Genomic DNA, 16,041 nt, shown 5'->3' with positions numbered 1-16,041 from the left:
AGGAAATTCTCCCGCCTGGCGAGACGGCCGGCGCCGGTGCGGCCCGAGGTGCCCGGCGCCGGACGCGGTCAGCGCCGGATGTGCCCGTCGCCCGTGACGATGTACTTGGTGCTCGTCAGCTCCGGCAGCCCCATGGGCCCCCGCGCGTGCAGCTTCTGCGTGGAGATGCCGATCTCGGCGCCGAAGCCGAACTGACCGCCGTCCGTGAAGCGCGTGGACGCGTTCACGGCCACCGTCGTCGAATCGACCAACTGGGTGAAACGGCGGGCCGCCTGCTGCGAGGTGGTGACGATCGCCTCGGTGTGCCCGGAGGTCCACAGCCGGATGTGGTCGACGGCCCGGTCCAGCGAGTCGACGACGGCCGCCGCGATGTCGTACGACAGGTACTCGGTCTCCCAGTCCTCGATCGTCGCCTCGACGACGGTGGCCTTGGAGTCCTTCCCGTACGTGAGGACGCGCTCGTCGCCGTGCACGGTGACCCCGGCCTCCGCGAGGGCGTCGAGCGCGAGCGGCAGGAAGCGGGGCGCGATGTCCTGGTGGACGAGGAGCGTCTCGGCGGCGTTGCAGACGCTGGGCCGCTGCGCCTTGGAGTTGATCAGGATGTCGATCGCCATGTCGAGGTCGGCGTGCGCGTCGACGTAGACATGGCAGTTGCCGGTGCCGGTCTCGATGACCGGGACGGTGGACTCCTGGACGACCGTGCGGATCAACGAGGCGCCGCCGCGCGGGATGAGCACGTCGACGAGGCCCCGGGCGCGCATCAACTCCCGTACGGACTCGCGGTTGTCGCCCGGTACGAGCTGGACGGCGTCGGCGGGCAGGCCCGAGCCGCCGACGGCGTCGCGCAGGACGCGGACGAGGGCGCTGTTGGACTCGTACGCCGAGGACGAGCCGCGCAGCAGCACCGCGTTGCCGGACTTCAGGCACAGGGCGGCGGCGTCGACCGTCACGTTCGGGCGGGCCTCGTAGATGATGCCGACGACGCCGAGCGGGACGCGGACCTGGCGCAGGTCGATGCCGTTGGGCAGGGTCGAGCCGCGGACGACCTCGCCGACCGGGTCGGGCAGCGCCACCACGTCGCGTACGTCGGAGGCGATCGCGCGGATCCGCTCGGGGGTGAGCGTGAGCCGGTCGATGACGGTCTCGCTGGTGCCGGCCTCGCGGGCGCGCTCGACGTCCTTGGCGTTGGCCTCGACGATCTCGCTCGTACGGACCTCAAGGGCGTCCGCGATCGCGAGCAGCGCGTCGTCCTTCTCGGCGCGCGGCAGCGGGGCGAGGTCGGCGGCGGCGTTCTTGGCCCGGTAGGCGGCCTGGGTGACCGGGGACATCGAGTCGTACGGCGAGAGCGTGGTCATAACCCGCAGGGTAGTGCGCCCGCGAGAGCTGTTCAGCCGTTGTCCCACACCGCGAGACAGGTCCTGAAATGGCCGTAGAAAGCGTGTACCCCGGAGGCCACCGGGGGTGGGGGCCAAGAGGCAGGGGCCACGGAGGGGGCCTCAGCGGTCAGAACGGGTGTACGCCCACCGGAGTCGCCGGCAGCGGCCCGTAACCCTCCGCGATCCGCTGGTGGTAGGTCTCGCGGTCGATGACCTCCAGGCCGACGATCTCCCACGGCGGCAGCTTCGCGGTCTGGCGGTGCTCGCCCCACAGCCGCAGCGCGACCGCGGCCGCGTCGTGCAGGTCGCGGGCCTCCTCCCAGTAGCGGATCTCCGCGTGGTCGTTGGCGTACCGGCTGGTCAGCAGAAAGGGGTGGTCGTGGGCGAGCTGTTCCAGGCCGCGCCTGACCTCTTTCAGGGGGGCCTCGCCGCCCGAGACGCTCAGCGTGACGTGCCACAGGCGCGGCAGGTCCTGCGGCTCCTCCGCCTCGTACATCTCACCGGCGGCGACGCTGGTGAGCGCACGCTCCTCGCCGGCCGCGCGCGAGCCGCCAAGACTGCGGGACGCCGCCGCCCCAGGGCGCACTCGTCTCACGACGGCCTCCTTCACGCAGTGGGTCCGCTCGGACTGTCGACTGATCGGACTGAGGGGTTGTCCCTGAGACAAAGTTGAGCAGGTGGGAGGGCGCCGCGTGGCACTTTTACCGAAGGTCCACCTCCGGGCAGGGGCTTTGTCCGGCGTTCCCCACTCTTTTCGGCCGGGGCCCTGTTGACGGGCGCGGCGCCGGGCGTACGCCGGTGAACGTTCGGTGAAAACCGCTCCGGATGTCCGGTGGACGTCCACCGGCCCGTCCACCGGACGTCCACCGGCCCCCTGCGGGCCGTCCGGTTCACGGATTCAGCAGCACCAGGTCGTCCCGGTGCACGACCTCGCGTTCGTACGCGGGGCCCAGTTCGCGGGCCAGGTCGTGCGTGGAGCGCCCGATCAGCTGCGGGATCTCCTTGGCGTCGAAGTTGACCAGCCCCCGGGCGACCGCCCGGCCCGTGCCGTCCCGCAGCTCGACGGGGTCACCGGCGGTGAAGTCGCCCTCGACGGCGGCGATGCCCGCGGGCAGCAGGGACGTGCGCCGCTCGACGACCGCGCGCACGGCGCCGTCGTCCAGGACGAGGGCGCCCTGCGGGGTCGACGCGTGCTGGAGCCACAGCAGGCGGTCGGCGGAGCGGCGGCCGGTGGCGTGGAAGTACGTGCCGGTGTCCCGTCCGGCGAGGGCGTCGGCCGCGTGCACGGCGCTCGTGAGCACCACCGGGATGCCGGCCGCGGCGGCGATCCGGGCCGCCTCGACCTTGGTGACCATGCCTCCCGTACCGACGCCCGCCTTGCCCGTACTGCCGATGTCGACGTGGGCGAGATCGGCCGGAGTGCGTACTTCCGCTATCCGCGACGTACCGGGTCTGCTGGGGTCGCCGTCGTACACGCCGTCCACGTCGGAGAGCAGGACGAGCAGGTCCGCGCGGACGAGATGGGCGACGAGGGCCGCGAGGCGGTCGTTGTCGCCGAAGCGGATCTCGTCGGTGGCGACGGTGTCGTTCTCGTTGACGACCGGCAGGGCACCCATCGCGAGGAGCTTGTCGAGGGTGCGGGAGGCGTTGCGGTGGTGGGCACGGCGGCTCATGTCGTCGGAGGTGAGCAGCACCTGGCCGACCCGGACGCCGTACCGGGCGAAGGAGGCGGTGTAGCGGGCGACCAGGAGGCCCTGCCCGACGCTGGCGGCGGCCTGCTGGCGGGCCAGGTCCTTGGGGCGGCGGCGCAGGCCCAGCGGGGCGAGGCCGGCCGCGATGGCGCCGGACGAGACGAGGACGACCTCGTGCTCGCCGCCTCCGCGGCTCTTGGCTAGTACGTCGACGAGGGCGTCCACACGGTCGGCGTCGAGGCCTCCGGCCGCGGTGGTCAAGGACGAGGAACCCACCTTGACGACGATCCTGCGGGCGTCCACGACGCCCTGTCTGCTTGCCGCCCGCCTAGCCGCTGACACGCTGTACCCCAATGTTCCCCGCGTTCCCCACGGCCCGGCCTGCGCCCTGCCCGGTACGTGCCCGGTTCGTGTCCGGTTCGTGCAATCTACGGGACGGAGGGCGGCGGACGCCCGCGTGTTTCGAGGGGCGGACGCCGACAGGCGGGCCGGCGGGGGCGCGCGCGGAGGGCGGGAAGGGAGCGTCACAGCTTCTCGTCGTTTTAAACCCAAATCCGGTGATAGTTCTCACGCAAGATTGCTAGGCGACCCGCAGAGGTCATACGGTCAGGGATCGGCCTCTCCCGTACGAGCTTCAGGGAGGTACGGCGAGGCCCGACCTCCACGCCTCCCCCCATCCGCCGCACCCCTCGCAGGAGCCCATTCCGTGCCCTCCGCCGGACTCGCCACCCGCCGCATCGTGCAGCTCTTCGCGCTGCTCTCGATGTTCGCGCTCTTCACGGCTCAGATCGTCTCCGCTCTGCTGCCGAACGTCCCGGTGTTCATCGCCGCGAGCGCCGCGGGCCTCGCCCTCGACGTGTTCCTGCAGTACCGGGACCCCGGACTGCTCTCGCTGCTCGGCAAGGTCCGCTTCGACGCCACGGTCCGGCAACTGCTGCGCGACATGATCATCATGGTGGGGCTCCTGCGGATCGACGGCATCAGCCCGACGCGCGAGCAGGCGCCGCTGATGGTCGGGCTGTGCGTCTTCTACGCCCTGCACTTCGCCTGCCAGGCCGCCGCCGTCATGGTCCGCCGCACCCGTACGCTGCCGATCGTCACCCGCAACATCGACGCGTCCGCGCTGCGCCTCACCGCCGCGCCGCCGCGCATCCTGGCCCGCCGCCCCGGGCACCGGCTGCTCGCCTTCTCCGTCCCGACCACGATCGGCCTGATGGTCACCGCGGCCACCGAGGACGCCCTGTGGGGCGCCATCGGCCTCGGCGTCGCCCTCGTGCTGATCGGCGGCGGCACGGCGTGGCTCGCCACCTGGCTGCTGCCGAAGAAGCGCTCCCTGAGCGAGCAGAAGGTCATGGAGTGGCTCGACGCGTGGCTGGCCGACTACCGGCCGACGGTCGCCATGTACTTCTCCGGCGGCACGACCTCCGCGTACCAGGCGAACATGTGGCTCTCCACGGTCTCCGCGGTCGACGCGAAGCCGCTGATCGTGCTGCGCGAGCGGTTCATGGTGCAGAAGATCGACGCCACCGACGTGCCGGTCATCTGCTTCCCGAAGGTCTCGACGATGTTCTCGCTGGAGAACTCGACGCTGAAGATGATGCTGCACCCGGCGAACGCCGCGAAGACCTCGCAGGTCCTGCGCATCCCCACGGTCAAGCACGCCTTCATCAACCACGGCGAGAGCGACAAGCTCTCCTCCTGCAACCCGTACGCGAAGGCGTACGACGAGGTGTGGGTGGCCGGTCCCGCGGCCCGCGAGCGGTACGCGCTGGCCGAGGTCGGCGTCGAGGACAAGGACATCGTGGAGGTCGGCCGCCCGCAGCTCGCGCCGATCCGCCCCTACTCGGGGGCGCCGACGGGCGCGTTCACGACCGTGCTGTACGCCCCCACGTGGGAGGGCTGGGACGGCAACCCCGGCAACACGTCCGTGGTCCTGGCCGGCGAGAACATCGTCCGGCAGCTCCTGGCCGACGACGGTGTACGGCTCCTCTACAAGCCGCACCCGATGACCGGTTCCGTCGACCTGCGCGCGGGCGCCGCGAACGAGCGCATCAAGGCGATGATCCGCGAGGCCGCCGCGCAGCGCTCGGGCGCCCGTCCCGACGCCGGAGCCGCGGCCGAACTGGCGCGGCGTACGGCCGAGTTGGACAAACTGACGTCCACCGACTTCCGCGACAGCGCCGACGAGATGGAGCGCATGCTGCTCCAGGGCGCGCCCCGGGGTGACCGCGAGGCCGCCATCGCCGAGGCCACACTGGCCTGGGAGAAGGCGTACTGGGCGTCCTTCCCGGAGTGGGAGCACCAGATCATCACGGACGCGCGGCCGGGCATCTTCGCCTGCTTCAACCAGGCGGACCTGCTGGTCAGCGACGTCTCGTCGGTCGTCTCCGACTGGCTGTCGAGCGAGAAGCCGTACGCGGTGGCGAACACGTCGGGGATGACCGAGGCGGCGTTCCGCACGGGTTTCCCGACGGTGTCGGCGGGTGTCGTCCTCTCCCCCGGCGCGGAGGGTGTGCCTGCGCTCCTGGAGTCGGTACGCCGTCCCGAGAAGGACCAGTTCACGGCGGCGCGCGCCGCACTGAAGGAGCACCTGCTCGGTCCGTCCGACCCGCCGTCGATGGCCCGCTTCAACGGAGCCATCGACGACCTGTGCACGAAGGCCGACGAGCGGCGGGTGCGGATGGAGTCGCGACTCGCGGCCGAGATCCCTTCGCCGCGGTCCGCGTCGGAGGACGCGACCGAGGAGGCCGCGCAGGACGCGAGCGAGGCGGACGACTCGGTCAACGCGTAGCCGCTGCGCGCGCCAGACTCAACACAAAGGCGTGGGGCCCGGAGTTCTCTCCGGGCCCCACGCCTTTGTCAGTACGGCTACGGCTACGGCTTCGACTACGTCTTCGACTGCGGGCCGGTGGGGGTTGGCCGCGCCGTTCCCCGCGCCCCTACGGGGCCCCAGGCAGTTGCCTTCACTGCGGCCCGGCGGGGGTGACCCGCGCAGTTCCCCGCGCCCCTCAAAAGCGGGGCTGCGCCCCAGCTTTTGCCCCGTAGGGGCGCCCTCAAGGGGCGCGGGGAACTGCGCGGCCAACCCCCACCGGACCCACGGCCAAAACACCACCGCAGCCCCACCCACCCAAGGGGCGCGGGGAACTGCGCGACCAGCCCCCACCGGGCCCGCGGTCGAATCTCAAGGGGCGCGGGGAACGGCGCAAGGCCCCCCACCGGCCCGCGGTGAAAGCGTCTGCCCAGCCACCCGTAACCCACCCCCGAACCGGCCCGGAGGGCAGCCCGGTCAGAACGGGTTGAAGTCGTCGAACTCCTGGTCCGACTCGTCCCGCTCCGCCTGCTTGTCCCGACGCCGCTGCGAAGCCGGCCGAGGCGCGTCGAAGCGGTGGTCCTCACCACGGCGCCCGAGCATCTCCGCCCCCGCCATCACCGTCGGCTCCCAGTCGAAGACGACCGCGTTCTCCTCGGGTCCGATGGCCACGCCGTCACCCGTACGGGCACCCGCCTTCATCAGCGAGGCCTCGATGCCGAGGCGGGCGAGCCGGTCGGCCAGGTACCCGACGGCCTCGTCGTTGCTGAAGTCGGTCTGCCGCACCCACCGCTCCGGCTTCTCGCCGCGCACGCGGTACAGCCCGTCGTCCTCGCGCACCACGGTGAAGCCCGCGTCGTCGACGGCCTTCGGCCGGATGACGATCCGCGTCGCCTCTTCCTTCGGCTTAGCCGCACGCGCCTGCCCGACCAGCTCGGCCAGCGCGAAGGAAAGCTCCTTGAGGCCCATGTGGGCGACCGCGGAGATCGCGAAGACCTGGTAGCCGCGCGCCTCCAGGTCGGGCCGTACCATCTCGGCCAGGTCCTTGCCGTCGGGCACGTCGATCTTGTTCAGGACGACCATGCGCGGCCGGCGGTCGAGCCCGCCGCCGTACTGCTTCAGCTCCTCCTCGATCATGTCGAGGTCGGAGACGGGGTCACGGTCCGACTCCAGGGTCGCCGTGTCCAGGACGTGGACGAGCACCTCGCAGCGCTCCACGTGCCGCAGGAATTCGAGCCCCAGGCCCTTGCCCTGGCTGGCTCCCGGGATGAGTCCCGGTACGTCGGCGATCGTGTAGACCGTCGAGCCGGCCGTCACCACACCGAGGTTGGGGACGAGGGTCGTGAAGGGGTAGTCGGCGATCTTGGGCTTGGCCGCCGACAGGACCGAGATCAGCGAGGACTTGCCCGCGCTCGGGTAGCCGACGAGTGCCACGTCCGCGACCGTCTTCAGCTCCAGGACGATGTCCTGGAGGCCGCCGGGAACACCCAGCAGGGCGAAGCCGGGCGCTTTGCGGCGCGCCGAGGACAGTGCCGCGTTGCCGAGGCCGCCCCTGCCGCCCTCGGCGGCCACGTAGGTCGTGCCCTGGCCCACCAGGTCCGCGAGGACGTTGCCGTCCTTGTCCTGGATGACAGTGCCGTCCGGCACCGGCAGGATCAGGTCCTGGCCGTCCTTGCCGGAGCGGTTGCCGCCCTCACCGGGCCGGCCGCTGGTGGCCTTGCGGTGCGGGGAGTGGTGGTAGTCGAGGAGCGTGGTGACGGACTGGTCGACGACCAGGATCACGTCACCGCCACGGCCGCCGTTGCCGCCGTCCGGGCCACCGAGGGGCTTGAACTTCTCCCGGTGGACGGAGGCACAGCCGTGGCCTCCGCTACCCGCGGCGACGTGCAGCTCGACGCGGTCCACGAAGGTGGTCATGGGATGTGCCTCCAGTTACGTACGGAAATCTCTCATCGATGAGCACCGCGCGGCTGTCACCGCCCGATGATCACTACTCGGTGCGGACGTCTGTCTGCCGATGTCCGGCAGACGTCTCTGCCAGACGTCTCTCCACCAGTTAAAACACGCGAAAGGCGGACCCGCTTCCCGTACGGGAAGTGAGGTCCGCCTCGCGAAAGATCCGGTCAGGCGACCGGAACGATGTTCACGACCTTGCGGCCGCGGTGCGTGCCGAACTCGACCGCACCGGCGGCCAGCGCGAACAGCGTGTCGTCCTTGCCACGGCCGACCTTCACGCCGGGGTGGAAGTGGGTGCCACGCTGGCGGACCAGGATCTCACCGGCGTTGACGGTCTGACCGCCGAAGCGCTTCACACCGAGCCGCTGAGCGTTTGAGTCGCGACCGTTCCGGGTGGACGATGCGCCCTTCTTGTGTGCCATCTCTCCTCAGTCCCTTACTTCGCAGCCGCGGGGATCTCAGTGACCTTGATCGCCGTGTACTGCTGGCGGTGGCCCTGACGACGGCGGTAGCCGGTCTTGTTCTTGTAGCGAAGGATGTCGATCTTGACACCCTTGTGGTGATCCACGATCTCGGCCTGGACCTTGATGCCGGCCAGGACCCACGGGTCGCTGGTGACGGCGTCGCCGTCGACAACGAGCAGGGTCGAGAGCTCGACCGTGTCGCCAACCTTGGCAGTGGAAATCTTGTCAACCTCAACGATGTCGCCGACAGCAACCTTGTGCTGGCGACCACCGCTGCGCACGATGGCGTACACGCGGATCTCTCTCTCACTCGAAATCGGAATCCCCGCAGTCCAGCCACCAGAAGAGCGAAGGAGGCAGCCTCTCCCGGGGCGCGAGCCACCAGGAGGAAGAGGTTTACGGGAATGCGGTGCATCAAGAAACACACCGAGGGTCAAGGTTACGGGGCCCCGACCTGGGGGTCAAACCGGGCCCCGACCACCCCCTGACCAGGCAACCTACGTGGGCTCACCGTCCGCGGGCAGCGGCTTCACGCCCTTGCACAGATCCGTGGTGTCCGCGGTGCCCGGGTAGGCGACCTTGGTCACCCGGTCGAAGTGGACCCGATACATGTCGTGCACGGCGTCGTCGTCGACCTTCACGATCGACTCGTCGTTCTCGCGCAGCGCGGGGCCCGTGTAGTTGCCGGAGCCGGTGAAGCTGACCTTGTTCTTCACGCCGTCGTACATGCCGTCCACCAGGATGTACTTGGAGTGGATGATGTACGGCGTGACCAGCTTCTTGCCGGGGTTCAGCGGATCCCGGTCGTCGTTGTAGCAGCGTACGGTCGGGCCCCCGGTGGTGTGCAGCTTCTCCCAGGTGCCCTTGGTGCCGCCGCTGCTCTTGGCGCTGTCCGACTCCGCGTAGACGATGCTCACGGAGCAGCCCGCCTTCTTCAGGTCGACCAGCTTCTCCGCGATGGCCAGCCGCGTGATCTTGAAGATCGCCACCCGGACCTTGGTCGACTGGGTGACGCCCGCGGTGTCCTTGTACTTGCAGGTGACGTTGTTGAGGATCGAGTACACCGAGTCGGTGGCCCGCGTGTTGCCCGCCCGCGGGAAGAAGTACGCCTTGTAGAGGCCGTTGCTCACCGTGCGGTAGTTCCAGGACTCCCAGTCCTGCGCGACCATCGTGTCGAAGTAGTCCGCGTAGGCGTCGTACATCGTCGGGTTGTTCGGCAGCAGCAGCGCGTCGTTGAAGAAGCGCGTGTGCGCGGACGGCGTGGAGTTCGAGGTGGTCTCGACGACCACGTTCGTGGCGCCCTTGACCGCCGAGAACAGCCAGAACTTGTTGTGCATGATCGACTGCCCGAACTTCGGGTCGCCGAGGCACGACTTGTTCTCCGGACACGTCGAGACGTACGAGCCCTGTGTGCGGTCCGTGCCGAGACCCGAGGCGAGCGTCCCGTAGGCGGTGTTCGTCGGCCGGTCGCTGACGCTGGACTCGTCGAGCAGCACCTGTACGTGCACACCGCGGTTCTTGGCGGCGACGAGCGCGTCGACGATGCCGGCCTCCCAGACGTGGTAGACCGCGACCTTGATCGTGGAGCCGGGCAGCGCGGAGTTCGTCAGCTCGATCAGCCGTGCGCGGATCGCGTACTGCTGGTCGGTGGTGCCGAGCGGGTCGTTGAAGATCGGCCCCTCGGTCCACGTCGGGTTGTCGACGGCCTGCGCCGTCCCCGCCGTCGTACCGGCCTGGATACCCGCCGCGGACAGCACGGTCGCCAGTGCGACGGCCTGACGGCTTCCCTTGACCGGTTTCACAGCGCGGTGCCGCCCCGTGCCCTGCAGGCGCACGCGCGCCATGAGATCCCCTCCCGTGACACGTGTGAGCGTCCTCCCCGACGCACACCCGTGTATGTGTAATCAATGACCGCCCGAGTTTTACAGGTACCGGATCACGTTCCAAGGGGCGGGGGGTGAATGTGATGTCCGTGATGCTTCCCAAAACGCGTCACGGTACGTCAAACCGGGCGCCCAGGACGACAGTTCGGGTAACCGAGCGGGTCGTACGGGTGACGACGACGCCCCCCGGCCGACGCGGTGAGCGCCGGTCGGGGGGCGTCGTACCGAGGCTCGCGCCCCGGCCGTTGTCCCGCTCCGTCAGTCCTCGTCGGTGGAGGCCGTGACGGTGGACGGCGCCTGCTGCTCCGCCGCCGCGGTCTTCTTGGACGTCGACTTCGCGGCCGTCTTGGCGGTCTTCGTCGCCTTCTTGGCCGTGGTCTTCTTGGCGGCCGTCTTCTTGGCCGCCGTCGTCGTCTTCTTCGCGGCGGCCTTCTTCGCGGGCGCCTTCTTGGCCGCCTTGCGGGCCGTCTTCTTGGCCGGCGCCCCGCCGTCCTCGGCACTCTCGACGGACGAGTCCGCGGGGGCCTCGGCCGGCACCTCGGCGGCCTGCGCCGGGGCTTCCGGCTGCGCCGCCGGGACGACCGTGACAGCGGTCTCGGCGGACGAGGCCGGCGCGGCGGCCTTACGGACCGCACGACGCCTCGGACGGGCCGGGGCGGCGCTCTCGGCGACGGGCTGCTCCTCCGCGGGGGCGGCCTGCTCCACGGGCGCGGCAGGCGCGGCGACCGGCTCGGAGACCGTCACCACGGTCTCCTCGGCCGCCGTGGGCGAACCGGCGGGCGCGGACACCTTGCGGGTCGCCCGACGGCGCGTACGGCCCTTGGGAGCCGCGTCGTCGACGGCCGGGGCCTCGGCGACGGCCGCGGCCTCGACCACCGGGTCCTCGGCGGCGACGGGCGCCGTCTGCGCGACCTCGGCCGGCTCCTGCTGGACCGGACGCGCGATCTCCTCCTCCGGCGTCACGGACTGCGCGGTCGGAACCTCGTCCCGGCGCTCGGCCTGTTCGGCCCGCTCCGCGCGCTCGGCCCGCTCGGACCTGCGGGACTCGGACCTCGGCGCACCCGCCGGGGCCGACGCGCGCCGGCCCGACCGGCGGCGCGAACGCCCACCACGGGTCGCCGCGGCCTCCGCCTCGGCGGCGCTGCTGTACAGGTCCTCGTCCGGTACGAACTCGGGCTCGGGAAGCGCGACGGGCGCGGCGGCCTCCGCGGCGACCTCGGCCACCGTCTCGTCCGGCTCGACGGCCTCGGCCGTGTCCGTCTCGTACGTGTGCTCGTGCTCGTGGGTCTGCTCGGCACCGCCGCGACCGCGCTTCTTGCGCTTGCCGCCGCCACCGGCGGAGGTCGGCTGCTCCATGTGCACGATCACGCCGCGGCCGTTGCAGTGGACGCAGGTCTCCGAGAACGACTCAAGGAGGCCCTGGCCGACCCGCTTGCGGGTCATCTGCACGAGGCCCAGCGAGGTGACCTCGGCCACCTGGTGCTTCGTACGGTCCCGTCCCAGGCACTCCAGGAGGCGCCTGAGCACCAGGTCCCGGTTGGACTCAAGGACCATGTCGATGAAGTCGATGACGACGATGCCACCGAGGTCGCGCAGCCGCAGCTGGCGCACGATCTCCTCGGCCGCCTCCAGGTTGTTCCTGGTGACCGTCTCTTCGAGGTTGCCGCCCTGACCGGTGAACTTGCCGGTGTTGACGTCGATGACGATCATCGCTTCGGTCTTGTCGATGACCAGCGAACCACCGCTGGGCAGCCAGACCTTGCGGTCCAGCGCCTTGGCGAGCTGCTCGTCGATCCGGTACGTCGCGAAGACGTCGACCTCGGAGGTCCACCGCGACAGGCGGTTCGCCAGGTCGGGCGCCACATGGGCGACGTAACCGTGGATGGTGTCCCATGCCTCGTCGCCGCTGACGATGACCTTGGAGAAGTCCTCGTTGAAGATGTCGCGGACGACCCGGACGGTCATGTCCGGCTCGCCGTACAGCAGGGTCGGGGCGTTGCCGCTCTTCGCCTTCTTCTCGATGTCCTCCCACTGCGCCTGCAGCCGCTCGACGTCACGGCGCAGCTCGTCCTCGCTCGCGCCCTCGGCGGCGGTGCGCACGATGACGCCCGCGTCCTCGGGGACGATCTTCTTGAGGATGGTCTTCAGCCGGGCGCGCTCGGTGTCGGGCAGCTTGCGGCTGATGCCGGTCATGGAGCCCTCGGGCACGTAGACCAGGTAGCGGCCGGGCAGCGAGACCTGACTGGTGAGGCGGGCGCCCTTGTGGCCGATCGGGTCCTTGGTGACCTGCACGAGGACCGACTGGCCGGACTTCAGGGCGCTCTCGATGCGGCGGGGGCCGTTGGCCATGCCCAGCGCCTCGAAGTTGACCTCGCCGGCGTACAGGACCGCGTTGCGGCCCTTGCCGATGTCGATGAAGGCGGCCTCCATCGACGGCAGCACGTTCTGGACCTTGCCCAGGTAGACGTTGCCGACGTACGACGTCGACTGCTCCTTGTTGACGTAGTGCTCCACGAGCACGTCGTCCTCAAGGACACCGATCTGCGTGCGCTCGCCGCTCTGGCGGACGACCATCACGCGCTCGACGGCCTCACGGCGGGCCAGGAACTCGGCCTCGGTGATGATCGGGACGCGGCGGCGGCCCTGCTCGCGCCCTTCACGGCGGCGCTGCTTCTTGGCCTCCAGGCGGGTCGAGCCCTTGATGGACTGGACCTCGTCGCTGGGGTGCTCGTCCTTCTTGCGGGGCTCGCGGACCTTGACGACCGTGCGCTCGGGGTCGCTGTCGCCTGCCTCGGCCTCGCCGGAGGAGTCCCCGGCGCGACGGCGGCGGCGACGGCGGCGACGGCTGCTGCTGCTGGAGCCGCCCGCGTCGTCGTGGTCGTCGTCCGCGTCGGCGGAGTCCTCCTCGGCCCGCTCGGTGGTGTCCTCGGCGTCGTCGGAGGCCCTGGCGGCCTGCTCGCCGCGCTCGTTCTGCTCGCTCTGCTCTCCCGCGAAGTCGTCGTCCGCGTCGGCGGACTCGCCCCGGCGGCGGCGACGGCCACCGCGGCGGCGGCGGCGACGCGAACCGGTCTCCTCGCCGTCGTCACCGTCGGCGGCGTCCTCGGCGGACTCCTCCTCGGCGGGCTCCTCGTCGGCCGGCTCCTCGGCCTCGGGGGCACGCTCCACGGGGACACGCTCGGCGGGGGCGGCGGGCTCCTCGGCCTTGCCGCGGCGGCGGCGACGGCGCGAACCGCCCGTCTCCTCCTCGGCGGCGGCCACGGGGGCGGCCTGCTGCTGGACCGGCTCCACGACCTCCTCCGCCTCTTCGGCGGCCTCGGCCGCGGCGGCGGCAGCCGCACGCTCCGGGGTCTGGAACATCGGCTCGGTGAAGACCGGCGCCTGGAAGACGGCGACGGCGGGGCGCGCGGGGCGCCGGGCCGAACCCTCCTCGGCGGTCTTGCGGGGCGCGGGCGCGGAGAAGCCTCCGGCGGCCTTGCGGGTGGCCCGGCGACGGGCGCGGCGCGGGGTGGCGTCCTCGGCGTCGGCGGGGGTCTCGGTCTCGGCGGACCGGTCGTTCCTGGCAGCGGCCACGGGGGCCTCCCTGCGCTCGTCGCGAGCAACGGCCTCGGCGGGCTCGGTCGCGGTGGGGGTCTCGGCGCGCTCCGCCTTCTGGCGGGCGACGCGACGAGTGGGCTCGGCGGGGGCCTCAGCGGGCGCCTGCTCGGGCGTCCCGCTCTCCGCCTCGGCCTGCGGCGCACCGGCGGGCGCGGTGGCGCGGCGGGTCGCACGACGGCGCGCACGCGGGGCGGGCGCCGCCTCGGCGGTGTCGCCGGCCGACGGCTCCTCGGCAGCCGGAGTCTCCTCGGCGACCGGGGCGGCAGCCGGGACCTCGACGGCCTCAGTGGTCACGGAAGCCTCAGCGGTCGCCGGAGCGGCCTCGGCGGTCTGCGGTGCACCGGAGGGCGCGGTGGCGCGGCGCGTGGCACGACGGCGCGCACGCGGAGCGGGCGCCGCCTCGGACTCGGCCTCGACAGCCGGTGTCTCCGCCTCAACAGCCGGTGTGTCCTCGACGGCCGGCGTCTCGTCGGCGACCGGGGCGGCAGCAGGAGCCTCGGCGGTCCCGGCAGCCTCGGCGGATACGGGCGCCTCAGCGGCCTCAGCAGCCTGCGGCGCACCCGTGGGCGCGGTGGCGCGGCGGGTCGCACGACGGCGCGCACGCGGGGCGGGCGCCGCCTCGGCTTCGACCTCGACGTCGGCGGGCACCTCGGGCTCCGCCGTCACGGCAGGCGCGGCGGTCTCTACGCTTGTGGCCTCGGTGGCCTCGGTGGCGTCGGTGGCCTGCGGGGCTCCCGCCGGGGCGGACGCCCGGCGCGTGGCACGACGGCGCGCACGCGGGGCGGGAGCGGCCTCGTCGGCCGGTACCTCCGCCGATTCGTCCGCGGCGGCAGCGGACGCCTTCGCCGCGGCCCTCTTCCTGGGAGCGGCGGTCGCGGGCGCCGCTTCGTTCTCCTGCGCCTCGTCCGTCACGAGGTCGTCGGAGGTCCCGGCCGGTATGGCCGGCGCCGTGGTCTCCGCCACGGCCGTGCCCTCGGCGTTCGCCGACGGCGGGCCGGCGGGACGCGAAGCGGCACGACGGCGCCGGCGTGGCGGCAGCGTGTCGCTCGGGGTGCTGTTGTCGGAGCCGGTGGAAGGCTCGGTGGGGTCGGTCGGCTCAAGCATGCGGGTGGATCTCCCGTCAGGCTCCCGGGCGCCGCGGATCCGGTGACGTCCGCGGCTCGCGCGTTGCGCGGTGCCGCCGTCCGGGGCGCGGGCGCCGCACGGGAGCTCTCTGTGTCCTGTCTCGCCGGTTCCGTATGCCATGAGTGCGTACGGCCTGGCGAAAGTCTTCTGGTCGGTGCGCTGCCCGAACCAGGTGGCTCCCGGATACGAGGGCGGCGCTTCGACGTACGTCCCTGCGCGGGACCTTCCTTACGCCAGCGCCTTCGCGGCGGCAGCTGCGGTGTCCCCGGAGATTCCCGGAGAAGCTGCTGCTGCCTCGCGGTCGGGCGCGAGCGGGTCGGTCACCGTGCCGGTCTCTTCATCGAAAAGCCCCTGCGCCAGCCTGGTCACCGCTGCGGGGACCGGCGGCGCCAGGTCGGCCACAGCTCGGAGACCGGACAGGACGTCGTCAGGTCGAACGGCAGGCGTCACGTGCCGAACAACCAGCCGCAGTATCGCACAGGCCTGGTCCGTCGGCCTATCAGCCTGTGGACCGTGTGCCGTCGGCTGTGCGCTGTGCGCCTCCAGGCTCGCGACGGCGCCGCGGGCGTCGAAGGTGCGCATGCCGTTCTTCGCCTTGCGCTGCACCTCGACGGTCTCGGCCGCCGTGAAGGCGTCGACCGCGCGCCGCGCGTCCTCGGGGGACACGCCGTCGAGGCGCATCTCCCACACGGACGCGGTGAGCCGGTCGGCGAGACCCGACGTACGGGCCTCCACGGCGTCGATGATGTCGAGCCCCGCGGGCATCGACTCGTCGAGGAGTACGCGCAGCTTCTCTGGATCGCGCGCGTCGGTGAGTGCGATCTCCAGGTACTCCGCCTCACTGCCCGTGCCGGTGGGTGCGGCATTGGCGTACGACACCTTCGGGTGCGGCGTGAACCCCGCCGAGTACGCCATGGGCACCTCGGCTCGGCGCAACGCGCGCTCGAAGGCACGCTGGAAGTCACGGTGGCTGGTGAACCGGAGGCGGCCGCGCTTGGTGTAGCGCAGTCGGATGCGCTGCACCGCGGGTGCGGGCGGCGGGCCTTCGGGCTGTCGCTTGCCCAGTGTCGTTCAGTCCTTCGTGAGTGCGGTCGTACTACTACCTAGAGTACGTGTGCCGACGCCCGAGCGTTCCCCTCGGGA

General features: G+C 71.6%; 10 protein-coding genes. 1 reads left to right on the top strand and 9 read right to left on the bottom strand.

Translation table 11 applies throughout. The annotated features are described in order from the left end of the window. Window positions 1-68 precede the first annotated feature (68 nt). The 3 genes from C6Y14_RS10665 to proB form a co-directional block, all read right to left on the bottom strand. Window positions 69-1,355 carry a glutamate-5-semialdehyde dehydrogenase gene (locus C6Y14_RS10665; RefSeq protein ID WP_107016292.1) on the bottom strand — a complete coding sequence of 429 codons (1,287 nt, stop codon included), beginning with the start codon at window positions 1,353-1,355 and terminating at the stop codon, window positions 69-71. A 148-nt stretch (window positions 1,356-1,503) separates the two neighbouring features. Beyond that, on the bottom strand, window positions 1,504-1,962 hold the full coding sequence (locus tag C6Y14_RS10660; protein WP_107016291.1) for a hypothetical protein: 459 nt from the start codon (window positions 1,960-1,962) through the stop codon (window positions 1,504-1,506). A gap of 304 nt (window positions 1,963-2,266) precedes the next feature. Next, window positions 2,267-3,370 carry a glutamate 5-kinase gene (gene proB / locus C6Y14_RS10655; RefSeq protein WP_404828752.1) on the bottom strand — a complete coding sequence of 368 codons (1,104 nt, stop codon included), beginning with the start codon at window positions 3,368-3,370 and terminating at the stop codon, window positions 2,267-2,269. A gap of 403 nt (window positions 3,371-3,773) precedes the next feature. Here proB and C6Y14_RS10650 point away from each other — a divergent pair, with 403 nt between their 5' ends. Then, window positions 3,774-5,858 (top strand): hypothetical protein, encoded by a 2,085-nt coding sequence (locus C6Y14_RS10650; RefSeq protein WP_107016289.1) that lies wholly within the window; start codon window positions 3,774-3,776, stop codon window positions 5,856-5,858. A gap of 495 nt (window positions 5,859-6,353) precedes the next feature. Here C6Y14_RS10650 and obgE read toward each other — a convergent pair whose 3' ends face one another. The 6 genes from obgE to C6Y14_RS10620 all read right to left on the bottom strand — a co-directional run bounded on the left by obgE (window position 6,354) and on the right by C6Y14_RS10620 (window position 15,921). Continuing rightward, window positions 6,354-7,793 (bottom strand): GTPase ObgE, encoded by a 1,440-nt coding sequence (obgE, locus tag C6Y14_RS10645; protein WP_107016288.1) that lies wholly within the window; start codon window positions 7,791-7,793, stop codon window positions 6,354-6,356. Window positions 7,794-7,999: 206 nt separating this feature from the next. Continuing rightward, window positions 8,000-8,254, bottom strand: coding sequence for a 50S ribosomal protein L27 (gene rpmA, locus C6Y14_RS10640; protein WP_107016287.1), 255 nt, complete (start codon window positions 8,252-8,254; stop codon window positions 8,000-8,002). A 14-nt stretch (window positions 8,255-8,268) separates the two neighbouring features. Beyond that, a complete protein-coding gene (rplU, locus tag C6Y14_RS10635) occupies window positions 8,269-8,589 on the bottom strand; it encodes a 50S ribosomal protein L21 (RefSeq protein WP_006374708.1) in 321 nt (106 codons plus the stop codon). A gap of 204 nt (window positions 8,590-8,793) precedes the next feature. Beyond that, a complete protein-coding gene (locus C6Y14_RS10630; protein ID WP_107016286.1) occupies window positions 8,794-10,140 on the bottom strand; it encodes a phospholipase D-like domain-containing protein in 1,347 nt (448 codons plus the stop codon). A gap of 297 nt (window positions 10,141-10,437) precedes the next feature. Then, a complete protein-coding gene (locus tag C6Y14_RS10625; RefSeq protein WP_107016285.1) occupies window positions 10,438-14,877 on the bottom strand; it encodes an Rne/Rng family ribonuclease in 4,440 nt (1,479 codons plus the stop codon). A 249-nt stretch (window positions 14,878-15,126) separates the two neighbouring features. After that, window positions 15,127-15,921: a TIGR03936 family radical SAM-associated protein gene (locus tag C6Y14_RS10620; RefSeq protein WP_107016284.1), complete on the bottom strand. Its 795-nt coding sequence runs from the start codon at window positions 15,919-15,921 to the stop codon at window positions 15,127-15,129. Window positions 15,922-16,041 lie beyond the last annotated feature (120 nt).

The sequence above is a fragment of the Streptomyces dioscori genome (assembly GCF_003024195.1).
Classification (GTDB): Bacteria; Actinomycetota; Actinomycetes; order Streptomycetales; family Streptomycetaceae; genus Streptomyces; species Streptomyces dioscori.
This window is presented reverse-complemented; position numbering and strand designations above follow the sequence as displayed.

Excerpts from the sequence above, each read along its gene's own strand:
- C6Y14_RS10630 (WP_107016286.1), bottom strand. The coding sequence starts at position 10,140 with ATGGCGCGCGTGCGCCTGCAGGGCACGGGGCGGCACCGCGCTGTGAAA.
- rpmA (WP_107016287.1), bottom strand. The coding sequence starts at position 8,254 with ATGGCACACAAGAAGGGCGCATCGTCCACCCGGAACGGTCGCGACTCA.
- C6Y14_RS10625 (WP_107016285.1), bottom strand. The coding sequence starts at position 14,877 with ATGCTTGAGCCGACCGACCCCACCGAGCCTTCCACCGGCTCCGACAAC.
- obgE (WP_107016288.1), bottom strand. The coding sequence starts at position 7,793 with ATGACCACCTTCGTGGACCGCGTCGAGCTGCACGTCGCCGCGGGTAGC.
- C6Y14_RS10665 (WP_107016292.1), bottom strand. The coding sequence starts at position 1,355 with ATGACCACGCTCTCGCCGTACGACTCGATGTCCCCGGTCACCCAGGCC.